Source organism: Actinosynnema sp. NPDC037264 (genome assembly GCF_055603705.1).
This window is the reverse complement of sequence record NZ_JBVJVK010000009.1, coordinates 227,287-237,528: the sequence shown is the minus strand read 5'-3', so window position 1 is coordinate 237,528 and position 10,242 is coordinate 227,287. Positions and strand designations below refer to the sequence as shown.

The window sequence follows — 10,242 nt, the reverse complement described above, 5'->3', positions numbered from 1 at the left end:
AGACGCCGACCGCCCAGGTTGACCGACCGATCCCGGATCTCGAAATCCACCACAACTCCCCAACTGGGGTGTTGCGACGACCACTAGAACCCAAGCCGCCGGTGAGGGGCCGCTTCGCGTTTCACCTGATCAGGGGCGGTGTCGCCCCAGTGGGACTGTGCCAGGGTCATGATCGAGTCGATCGTGGAGGTTGGAAGCCATGTCCGCAGCGCTGAAGGAAGAAGCCCTGCCGAACCCGATGATCGGCCCGCACACCATCGAGGAATGGCTCGACCTGCCCTCCCCGGAGGACGGGTCGAGCGTCGAGCTGATCTTTGGACACTTCCACGTGAATCCCCCACCTTCCGGTGAACACCAGGTCGCCACCTACCGGCTGATCCGGCCGTTCGAGGATTCGATCTCCGCTGCCGGCCGAACCGATCTCTACGCGGTGGTGGGGGTAGGAGTGAAGATCTCCTCCACCCTGCGCACCGGCCTCATCCCGGACGTGGTGATCATGGACAGGATCCCGGCCGGCGCTTCGTTCCCCGCCGAGGCACTGGTGCTCGCGGTCGAGGTCTGGTCTCCGGGCAACACCCGGAACGAACGCGAGGCGAAGATGATCGCCTACGCCGCCGCGGGCGTGCCGTTCCTCTGGACCATCAGCCGCAAGGGGAACGACCTCGGACTGGAGCTGACCGCACACCGGCTGCACGGCGACCGCTATCTGGCGGAGAACACCGTGAAGTCCGCCGGACCGACGACCGTCACCGCCGCGCCGGTCCCGGTCACGCTCGACCTGGCAGACCTCGTCTTCTAGCCCTCACACCCGCGCCGCGCACGACCGCAACGCCTCCAGCACCCGCGGCCACGTGCAGTGGGTCGGCTCCGTGGTCCGGTTGTGCGCCGCGATCCTCAACCGCTCCTCCCGGTCGTTCACCAGGCGCGCGATCCCCGCCGCCAGGTCGTCCGTCAGCACCCCCTCCACCCCGTCGCGCACGAAGTCCGCCACCCCCGTCCCCGGCCGCGCCACCACCGGCACCCCCGCGGTCCGCGCCTCCAGCGCCGCCAGCCCGAACGCCTCCTGCGACGCCGGGTTCACGAACACGTCCGCACCGGCCAGCAGGTGCGCCACCCCCTGCCGGTCGAGCCGCCCCGGCAGGCTCACCCACCCCATCCCGTGCCGCTCGACGTACCGCCGCAGGACGGCCATCTCCGGCCCCGCGCCGGCCAGCGTCGCCCGCAGCGGCACGTCGGCCGAGACCGCCCGCAACGCCCGCAGCAACGCCATCGGCTCCTTCCGCGCCGCGAGCCGACCCACCGACACCACGTGCACCGCGTCGTCCCGCCGCTGCCGCGGTATCCCCCGCCACGCCGACGGCACGATCCCGTTCGGCACCACCCCCACCGGCAGCCCCGGCACGACCGCGCGCACCCGCCCCGCCGCCGCACGGCTCACCGCCGCCACCGCCACCGGCGCGGCACTCCACGACGCCAGCCGGTCCAGCGCCCGGTAGCACCACTGCACCACCGGGTCCCACATGCTGTGCACCACGACCACCGTCGGCAGTCCCAGTCGCGCCGCCGACCGCACCCCCGACCACGCGAACGGCGAGATCGCGCCGACGTGCACGTGCACCAGCGACGGCGACAGCGAGGCGATCACCCGGTCCAGGTGCGACCCCGCCCGCGGGTGCACGGGCACGTCCCACGGCAGCCGCACCGCGATCCGGCGCACCGAGTACCGCTCACCCGGCGACGCGTTCCTGGTCGCCGTCACCACGTGCACGTCCTCACCGGAGCGGGCCTGCTCCGCGGCCAGTCCGGCGACTTGGACCTCGATCCCGCCCAGGCGCGGCAGGAAGCAGTCGGTCACGTGGATGATGGACAAGTGCGCTCCCGTCAAGCCGCCGAACGGACCAACTGACACTCTTGCACCCGTGAGCCGAACGTGCGTCTTCTTCCACGCCCACCCCGACGACGAAGCCCTGCTGACCGGCGGCACGATGGCGCGCCTCGCGCAGGAGGGGCACCGCGTCGTGCTGGTCGTCGCCACCGCCGGTGAACGGGGCCTGAGCGCGCACCGGTCCGACCTCGGCGCCGTCCGCACCCGGGAGGCGCACGCGTCGGCCCGCGCGCTCGGCTGCGCGCGCGTGGAGTTCCTCGGCTACCCGGACTCCGGCCTGGACGGGCGGCACGGGTTCGCCCGCGCCGACGTGGGCGAGGCCGCCGAGCGGCTGGCCGAACTGCTGCACGAGGAACACGCCGACCTGCTCACCGCGTACGACCCGCACGGCGGCTACGGGCACCCCGACCACGTCCAGGTGCACCGGGTCGGCACGCTGGCCGCCGAGCTCGCCGGCACGCCCCGCGTCTGGGAGGCGACGGTCGACCGCACGTGGCTGCTGCGCGGCCTCCGGCTCGCCCGGCTGGTCCGCGGGTTCGACCTGACCCCGTTCGAGCAGGCCTACACCGCCCGCACCGAGATCACCCACTCGGTGGACGTCCGGCGGTACGCGCACGTGAAGCGGGCCGCCATGGCCGCGCACGCCACGCAGAGGACCGGCGGCGACTCGACCCGCACCCTCGCCGCGCTGCTGAAACTGCCGCCGCCGCTGTTCAAGGTGGTCCTGGGCACCGAGTGGTACGTCGAGCGCAAACGGTTGCGGGCACGGTGAACCGCTGGTCGCGCACCGCCGCGTCGCTGGCGTCGCTCGGCCTGGCGGCGTGGCTGGTGGTCGCGCTCGTGCCCGCCGTGGGCGGCGTGGCGTGGTCGGCGGTCGGCGCGCAGCTGCGCGCCGTCGGACCCGGCACCGCGCTCTGGCTGACGACGTTGTGGCTGGCCGGCCTCTGGGCCTACACCTACGTCCTCACCGGCTCCCTGCCCGGCCTGCGCAACACCCAGGCGTTCAGCCTCAACGCGGCGGGCAGCGCGATCAGCAACGTGCTGCCGTTCGGCGGGGCGGCCGGGGTGGCGGTGACGGCGGTGATGGCGTCGAGCTGGGGCCACTCCGCGCGGGCGATCACCGCGTCGGCGCTCGTCAGCGGACTGTGGAACGCGGTGTCCCGGGCCGCCCTGCCGCTCCTCGCGCTGGCCGTGCAGGGCGCGATCGTCTTCGGTGACGGCGTGCTGATCGCGGCGGTGGCGGCGGCTGGAGGGCTGGTGGCGGCCGTGGTCGTGCTGCTGCGGCTGCGGTGGCTCTGCCGGCTCCTCGGCGGCCGGGCCGCCCGGTTCCTGCTGCGGCTGCGCCGGCAGACCGGCCAGGTCGTCCGCAACGGCTGGCGGCGGATGACCCTGGGCATGCTCGCCTACCTGCTGCTCCAAGGCGTCCTGCTGTGGTGGTGCCTGGCCGCCGCGGGCGTCCACCTCGCACTCGGGCCGGCGGTGGCGGCGTTCGCGGTGAGCAGGCTGCTCACGCTGGCCGTGGTCACGCCCGGTGGTGTCGGCGTCACCGAGAACGGCACCATCGCGCTGCTGGTCGGCCTGGGCACGCCCGCCGCGCCGGCCGTCGCGGGCGTGCTGCTGTTCGCGTTCTTCACGTACCTGGCGGAGATACCGCTGGGCGGCGCCGCCTGGCTCAGCTGGTCGGCGCGCCGGGCTCGGGCGCGGTGACCGCGGAGCGCACGTTGCGGGTGACGGCGGCCCGCGCGGCGAGCTCGTCGTCGGCCGGGTAGTCGACCCGGACCAGCGACAGCCCGTGCGGCGGCGCGACCGTGACCTCGCTCGACCGCGCGGTCAGCGACAGCAGCGACGCGGGCCAGCCCACCGGCTTGCGGCCCTCGCCGACGGCCAGCAGCGCGCCGACCAGGCTGCGCACCATCGAGTGGCAGAACGCGTCCGCGGACACGTGCGCGGTCAGCACGGCGCCCTCCCGCACCCACTCCAGGCGTTGCAGCTCGCGGATCGTCGTCGCGCCCTCACGGCGCTTGCAGAACGCGCAGAAGTCCCGTTCGCCCAGCAGCAGCCGCGAGGCGGCGTTCAGCGCGTCCAGGTCGAGCGGGCGCGGCCAGGCCAGCGTGTCCAGCCGCCGCAACGGGTGCGCCCCGAAGGGTGCGTCGGTGACCCGGTACTCGTAGTGCCGGCGCAACGCGGCGAACCGCGCGTCGAACTCGGCGGGCACCACCCGTGCGGAGAACACCCGGACGTCCGCGGGCAGGGCGCGGGCCAGGCGCTTCGGCAGGCCCGCGACGTCCACCGCGGCCGGCAGGTCGACGTGCGCCACCTGCCCCGAGGCGTGCACGCCCGCGTCCGTGCGGCCGGCCACGGTCAGCTGCACGTCCTCGCGCAGCACCGTCGACATGGTGTCCTCCAGCACGCCGCACACCGTGCGGCGGTCGGGCTGGCGCGCCCACCCGGAGAACTCCGTGCCGTCGTAGGCCAGGTCCAGTCGCACACGAACGAGCCCGTCGTCCCCAGCGGGAACGACGGGCTCGTCGGTGAAGTGCGCGTCCGTCAGGACTCGTCCTTCTTGTCCTCGGCCTTGTCGTCGGCCTTCGCCTCGGCGGAAGCGTCGTCGGCGCCCTCGGCGGGCTCCTCGGCGGCGTCCTTCGTGGCGGACTCGGGCGCCTCGGCGTCCTGGTCCTGCACGTCCTCGACCTCGGTCTCGACGGCCGCGGCCTTCGGGGCCTCGTCCTTCGCGAACTTGGTCTTGCGGGCGCGCTCCGCCTCGGAGGTGACGGTCTTCTCCGCGACCAGTTCGATGACGGCCATGGGCGCGTTGTCGCCCTTGCGCGGCATCGTCTTGGTGATGCGGGTGTAGCCACCGGGGCGGTCGGCGAACTGCGGGCCGATCTCGGCGAACAGCTTGTGCACGATGTCCTTGTCGCGGATCACCTTGAGGATCTCGCGACGGTTGTGCAGGTCACCGACCTTCGCCTTGCTGATCAGCTTCTCGGCGTACGGGCGCAGCCGCTTCGCCTTGGCCTCGGTGGTCGTGATCCGACCGTGGGTGAACAGGGACGTGGCCAGGTTGGCCAGCATCAGCCGCTCGTGGGCCGGCGAGCCCCCGAGACGGGGTCCCTTGGTGGGGGTGGGCATCGAATTGCTCCTCGGATTTCTTTCTGATCCTCTGCTCCGGCCCGGCCGCTAAGCGACCTCAGAGCTGCTCGGTCTCCGCGTAGTCCTGGCCGTCGTCGTGGGTGTCCACGGCGGTGTCCGTGCCCCAGCCTTCGGCGGGGTAGTCGGACGCGGCGGCCGACGGGTCGAACCCGGGGGGGCTGTCCTTCAGCGCCAGGCCGAGACCGACGAGCTTCATCTTGACCTCGTCGATCGACTTGGCGCCGAAGTTGCGGATGTCCAGCAGGTCCGCCTCGCTGCGCGAGACGAGCTCGCCCACGGTGTGGATGCCCTCGCGCTTGAGGCAGTTGTAGGACCGGACGGTGAGGTCCAGGTCCTCGATCGGCATCGCGAACGCCGCGATGGTGTCCGCCTCGGCGGGCGAGGGGCCGATCTCGATGCCCTCGGCGTCGACGTTCAGCTCGCGAGCGAGGCCGAACAGCTCGACCAGCGTCTTACCGGCCGACGCGACGGCGTCGCGCGGCGTGATGGACGGCTTGGTCTCGACGTCGAGGATCAGCTTGTCGAAGTCGGTCCGCTGCTCGACACGGGTGGCCTCGACCTTGTAGGTCACCTTCATGACGGGCGAGTAGATCGAGTCGACCGGAATGCGGCCGATCTCGGCGCCGGCCTGCTTGTTCTGCACGGCGGGGACGTAGCCGCGACCGCGCTCGACCACGAGCTCGATCTCCAGCTTGCCCTTGCCGTTCAGGGTGGCGATGTGCAGGTCGGGGTTGTGCACGGTGACACCGGCCGGAGGCACGATGTCGCCCGCGGTCACCGCGCCCGGCCCCTGCTTGCGCAGGTACATGGTCACCGGCTCGTCCTCCTCGGAGCTGACGACCAGCTCCTTGAGGTTGAGGATGATGTCGGTGACGTCTTCCTTCACACCGGGGACGGTCGTGAACTCGTGCAGCACACCGTCGATGCGGATGCTGGTCACGGCCGCGCCGGGGATGGACGACAGCAGGGTGCGGCGAATCGAGTTGCCGAGGGTGTAGCCGAAGCCCGGCTCCAGCGGCTCGATGACGAACCGGGAGCGGGTCTCGTTGACCGCTTCCTCGCTGAGCGAGGGACGCTGGGAAATCAGCACTGGGTTCTTCCCTTCTAACCCCGACGCCCGCTATTTGACGTCGTGGAAGCCGGTCGCGGAGACCGGCAAACGCATGCGGCACACCATTCCGTGCCGCCGCGGGACCCGACTGGAGGGGCCGCGGACGGCCCCTCCAGGAGGATCACTTCGAGTAGAGCTCGACGATGAGCTGCTCGGTGACGGGCGTGTCGATCTGCGCCCGCTCCGGCAGCTGGTGGACCAGGATGCGCAGGTTGGACTGCACGACCTGGAGCCACGCCGGGATCGGCCGGTCGCCGAAGGAAGCGCGCGCGGCCTCGAAGGGCAGCGTGGGCAGCGACTTCGGCTTCACGTCGATGATGTCGAACTTCGACACCCGGAAGCTCGGGATGTTGACCTTCTGGCCGTTCACGATGAAGTGACCGTGGCTGACCAGCTGGCGGGCCTGACGACGGGTGCGCGCGAGACCCGCGCGGTACACCACGTTGTCGAGCCGGGACTCCAGGATCTGCAGCAGGTTCTCACCGGTCTTGCCGGGGCGGCGAACCGCTTCCTCGTAGTAGCGCCGGAACTGCTTCTCCAGGACGCCGTACGTGTAGCGGGCCTTCTGCTTCTCCTGCAACTGCAGCAGGTACTCGGACTCCTTGATCCGACCGCGGCCGTGCTGGCCGGGCGGGTAAGGACGACGCTCGAACGCCTGGTCCCCGCCGACGAGGTCGACCTTGAGACGGCGCGAGATGCGAGTGGCCGGTCCGGTATAGCGAGCCATGTTGTCTTACTCCTCCCCGTGCCTCAGACCCGGCGCCGCTTGGGCGGGCGGCAGCCGTTGTGGGGCTGCGGGGTCACGTCCTGGATGGTGCCGACCTCGAGGCCGGCGGCCTGCAGCGAACGGATCGCGGTCTCCCGGCCGGAGCCGGGGCCCTTCACGAACACGTCCACCTTGCGCATGCCGTGCTCGGCGGCCTTGCGGGCGGCGTTCTCGGCGGCCATCTGCGCGGCGAACGGCGTCGACTTGCGCGAGCCCTTGAAGCCCACGTGGCCGGCGGACGCCCAGCTGATCACGTTGCCCATCGGGTCCGTGATGGACACGATGGTGTTGTTGAACGTGCTCTTGATGTGCGCCTGGCCGTGCGAGACGTTCTTCTTTTCCTTGCGCCGGACCTTCTTGACCCCGGCGCCCGTGCGGGACTTGGGTGGCATGTCTGGGTGAACTCCTACTTGTCAGAGCTGAAGACGCGAGGTCTTACTTCTTTCCGGCCTTCTTCTTGCCGGCGACGGTCTTCTTCGGACCCTTACGAGTGCGCGCGTTCGTCTTGGTGCGCTGCCCGCGGACGGGCAGGTTGCGACGGTGGCGCAGCCCCTCGTAGCAGCCGATTTCCATCTTCCGGCGGATGTCGGCCTGAACCTCGCGGCGGAGGTCACCCTCGACCTTGAAGTGGTTCTCGATGTAGTCCCGCAGCTTCGCCAGGTCGTCGTCACCGAGGTCCTTCACCCGGATGTCCGGGGAGATCTCGGTGGCGGTCAGCAGCTCCTTCGAGCGCGTCCGACCGATGCCGAAGATGTAGGTGAGCGCGATCTCCAACCGCTTTTCGCGGGGGAGGTCGACGCCAGCGAGTCGTGCCATACGGCGCTTGCTCCTAACAGTGGTGTCGCTCCAGGTCTGCTCCTCGCCCGATCCCGGGACTGACTCGCTGTGTCAGTTCCGGTCGCTCTCGCGACCGGTGTCCCGGCCCCGGCCTGGAGTCCGGGGGTGTGCCGCGCGTGGTGCTCGCTGCGCGGCAGGTGCGAGGAGGCTTACTCGTGGTCGCGTCCGGTGAAGACTCGACTCGTGCTGGTCGTGCTCCGCTCAGCCCTGGCGCTGCTTGTGGCGCAGGTTCTCGCAGATCACCATGACCCGGCCGTGGCGGCGGATCACCTTGCACTTGTCGCAGATCTTCTTGACGCTCGGCTGGACCTTCACGCCTGAGCTTCTCCTGCGTCAGCCGACGCGCCCGTGCTGGGGCGCGCCGGAGGTCACTTGTAGCGGTAGACGATGCGCCCGCGGGACAGGTCGTAGGGCGAGAGCTCCACGACAACCCGGTCCTCAGGGAGGATGCGGATGTAGTGCTGACGCATCTTGCCGCTGATGTGTGCCAGGACCTTGTGACCGTTCTCCAACTCGACGCGGAACATCGCGTTGGGGAGCGGCTCGACTACGCGGCCCTCGACCTCAATGGCCCCGTCCTTCTTGCCCATGTCCTCCGCGTTTCGTGACGGTGGGTGTTACTTCTGGAGTGCGGGCACGCGGCACCCCGACTCCTCCAGGCCCTTGCGAACCCTGGCCACCTCCGGGGGAGAATCCCCGGGCATGGCGGAACCGGCGCGACGTGTGCGCCACCTGTCCATAGTACGCGGGTCAGCTCGAACGCCCAAATCGGGCCAGGTGACCGGCCAGCAGGACCAGGCCCCACGGTCCGGCGACCCAGATCCACCAGGGGTGGAGGGCCTCGCCCAGGGAGAGGCTGATGATGCCCCAGATGAGGAAGTTGACGGCGCTCGCGACGAACCAGGCGCCTGTCATCACCTTAGCCGCCGTGCCCGATCGGCCGCGCACCGGCTGTGGCGCGTGGAGCGCGTCGCGCGGCAGGTCCGCCGTCAGCGCTCCGAGCTCGGCGTACGTGCGGGCCTGGTAGACGGCGCGGGTGCGCTCGTCGAACTCGGCCAGGGTCAGCCTGCCCTCGGCGTGGGCCCGGGACAGCTCCTCCGCGACCGTCGCGCGGTCGTGGTCCGCAGCCCGGGTGAATGACTCGAACGCCTCGTTCACGTCGCCGCCTCCCCTGGTCCGCCGACCCAATTGTAACAACGTTACCGTTGAGGGTCCGTGCTCCACCAGAGGACCCCGAGCACGGCTCCCGGCGGCACGGCCACCCAGAGGAACCACGGGTGCACGAAGCCCTCGCCGCCCAGGAGGCTGACGAGCAGCCAGAGGGCGAAGTTCAGCACGCTGACGCTCAGCCAGATCGTGCCGAGCACCTTCAACGCCTTGCGCCCACCTCCCGTTTTCACCGGTTTGGGTGTCGGCAGCAACGGGGTGGGCAGCACGCCGGGGGTGGGTGACTGGGTGGGCGCGTGCACCACGTTCGGCAGGTCGACGGTGAGGGCTGCCAGCTCACCCCTGGTCTTGGCCTCCCAGGTGCGCACCACCCTGGCGTCGAACTCGGCGAGGTCGAGGCTGCCGTTGGCGTGCGCGCGGTGCAGCCACTGCTGGACCAGTTCGCGCTCGGCGTCGGAGGCCCGCATGTCCTCGGGCCGCACAGGCTGGGTCACCCGTCAATCGTGACGGGGAGGCCTTGGTCGGAACAGGGGGCTAGCCCCCGTTTGCCTGCCGCCGAACGGTAGATCCGCTGGGTGTGGTGCCCGTGCCTGGTGGGTGGTGCCTGGCGGGTGGTGCCGGGTGACGGACGGACCTCCGGGATCGGAGCCTCGAAGTCGCCGACCTTCAAAGATCAAAAGCGTCCTCGCCGGACGGGCAGATCAGCAGGATGACCCCTCGTTCAGCGGTCCTGTTCCGGGTCCGTTGTTGGTCCGGGCTCCGTGTCATCCCACCGACCTCCCTCCGGGCTACCACACGTATCAAGGGGGCGGACATCAGTGAACGACCAGGCAAGGGACGCACAGCCCCCTTGACACGCGCGGTAGGGCAAAGCCAGGTCGGCGGGATGACACGAACCCCTCGCTTGGGAAAGCGAAAGCCGACACCCGGCCCATAGCGACACCGCTCCACACGACCAGCGCCGGGCCCGCCGCTCCCGTCCACTGACCGGGTTCCTCTCTCAAAGGAGGGCTTCGTGTCATCCCGCCGACCTGGCAGAGCCCTACCGCACGGGTCAAGGGGGCACATCCCCACCCAACAGGAACAATGGGCCGGAACCGCCCCCTTGACGCGTGTGGTAGCCCGGAGGGAGGTCGGTGGGATGACACGAAACCCGGACCCACAACGGACCCGCAACACCACCACCCAACCAGGAGTCATCCTGCTGATCTGCCCGTCCGGCGAGGACATGCTTTTAAGGCTTTGATCTTTCCGGAGCTCTTAAGCCCCGCCCCCTCGAACGCCAAACGCCGGTGACCCGAGTACGGGCCACCGGCGCAGGAA

Annotated in this window: 14 protein-coding genes; 3 read left to right on the top strand and 11 right to left on the bottom strand. The window is 70.5% G+C overall.

Annotated elements, in window-relative coordinates:
- Nucleotides 1–199 precede the first annotated feature (199 nt).
- Nucleotides 200–799 carry a Uma2 family endonuclease gene (locus tag ACZ7GX_RS14475; protein ID WP_498776583.1) on the top strand — a complete coding sequence of 200 codons (600 nt, stop codon included), beginning with the start codon at nucleotides 200–202 and terminating at the stop codon, nucleotides 797–799.
- A gap of 3 nt (nucleotides 800–802) precedes the next feature.
- On the opposite strand, the gene ACZ7GX_RS14470 is transcribed toward ACZ7GX_RS14475, so the two are convergent.
- Nucleotides 803–1,870 (bottom strand): glycosyltransferase family 4 protein, encoded by a 1,068-nt coding sequence (locus tag ACZ7GX_RS14470; RefSeq protein ID WP_498776581.1) that lies wholly within the window; start codon nucleotides 1,868–1,870, stop codon nucleotides 803–805.
- Nucleotides 1,871–1,919: 49 nt separating this feature from the next.
- On the opposite strand from ACZ7GX_RS14470, the gene ACZ7GX_RS14465 reads away from it, so the two are divergent.
- Together ACZ7GX_RS14465 and ACZ7GX_RS14460 are read left to right on the top strand one after the other, a co-directional pair.
- Nucleotides 1,920–2,657: a PIG-L deacetylase family protein gene (locus ACZ7GX_RS14465; protein ID WP_498776579.1), complete on the top strand. Its 738-nt coding sequence runs from the start codon at nucleotides 1,920–1,922 to the stop codon at nucleotides 2,655–2,657.
- On the top strand, nucleotides 2,654–3,592 hold the full coding sequence (locus tag ACZ7GX_RS14460) for a lysylphosphatidylglycerol synthase domain-containing protein (protein ID WP_498776577.1): 939 nt from the start codon (nucleotides 2,654–2,656) through the stop codon (nucleotides 3,590–3,592). The genes ACZ7GX_RS14465 and ACZ7GX_RS14460 overlap by 4 nt, the downstream gene beginning before the upstream one ends.
- Here the strand turns inward: ACZ7GX_RS14460 and truA are convergent.
- From truA to ACZ7GX_RS14410, 10 genes are all read right to left on the bottom strand, one after another.
- Complete coding sequence (gene truA / locus ACZ7GX_RS14455) at nucleotides 3,558–4,373, bottom strand: tRNA pseudouridine(38-40) synthase TruA (RefSeq protein ID WP_498776575.1); 816 nt, start codon at nucleotides 4,371–4,373, stop codon at nucleotides 3,558–3,560. The genes ACZ7GX_RS14460 and truA overlap by 35 nt on opposite strands.
- A 59-nt stretch (nucleotides 4,374–4,432) precedes the next feature.
- Nucleotides 4,433–5,017: a 50S ribosomal protein L17 gene (rplQ, locus tag ACZ7GX_RS14450; protein ID WP_498776573.1), complete on the bottom strand. Its 585-nt coding sequence runs from the start codon at nucleotides 5,015–5,017 to the stop codon at nucleotides 4,433–4,435.
- A 58-nt stretch (nucleotides 5,018–5,075) separates the two neighbouring features.
- Entirely contained in the window at nucleotides 5,076–6,128 is a 1,053-nt protein-coding gene (locus ACZ7GX_RS14445; RefSeq protein ID WP_123745287.1) for a DNA-directed RNA polymerase subunit alpha, read from the bottom strand.
- A gap of 142 nt (nucleotides 6,129–6,270) precedes the next feature.
- Nucleotides 6,271–6,876, bottom strand: a complete 606-nt coding sequence (gene rpsD / locus ACZ7GX_RS14440; protein ID WP_053718426.1) for a 30S ribosomal protein S4 — start codon at nucleotides 6,874–6,876, stop codon at nucleotides 6,271–6,273.
- 23 nt (nucleotides 6,877–6,899) lie between these two features.
- A complete protein-coding gene (gene rpsK / locus ACZ7GX_RS14435) occupies nucleotides 6,900–7,307 on the bottom strand; it encodes a 30S ribosomal protein S11 (protein WP_033436732.1) in 408 nt (135 codons plus the stop codon).
- 43 nt (nucleotides 7,308–7,350) lie between these two features.
- Nucleotides 7,351–7,731 (bottom strand): 30S ribosomal protein S13, encoded by a 381-nt coding sequence (gene rpsM / locus ACZ7GX_RS14430; RefSeq protein ID WP_230566497.1) that lies wholly within the window; start codon nucleotides 7,729–7,731, stop codon nucleotides 7,351–7,353.
- A gap of 222 nt (nucleotides 7,732–7,953) precedes the next feature.
- Nucleotides 7,954–8,067 (bottom strand): 50S ribosomal protein L36, encoded by a 114-nt coding sequence (gene rpmJ, locus ACZ7GX_RS14425; protein WP_010148647.1) that lies wholly within the window; start codon nucleotides 8,065–8,067, stop codon nucleotides 7,954–7,956.
- Between the two features lie 53 nt (nucleotides 8,068–8,120).
- The gene (infA, locus tag ACZ7GX_RS14420; RefSeq protein ID WP_005166804.1) at nucleotides 8,121–8,342 is read right to left on the bottom strand and encodes a translation initiation factor IF-1; all 222 of its coding nucleotides are present in this window, start codon (nucleotides 8,340–8,342) and stop codon (nucleotides 8,121–8,123) included.
- 160 nt (nucleotides 8,343–8,502) lie between these two features.
- Nucleotides 8,503–8,910: a DUF1707 SHOCT-like domain-containing protein gene (locus tag ACZ7GX_RS14415; protein ID WP_498776569.1), complete on the bottom strand. Its 408-nt coding sequence runs from the start codon at nucleotides 8,908–8,910 to the stop codon at nucleotides 8,503–8,505.
- Between the two features lie 41 nt (nucleotides 8,911–8,951).
- Nucleotides 8,952–9,413: a DUF1707 SHOCT-like domain-containing protein gene (locus ACZ7GX_RS14410; RefSeq protein WP_498776567.1), complete on the bottom strand. Its 462-nt coding sequence runs from the start codon at nucleotides 9,411–9,413 to the stop codon at nucleotides 8,952–8,954.
- Between the last annotated feature and the right edge of the window lie 829 nt (nucleotides 9,414–10,242).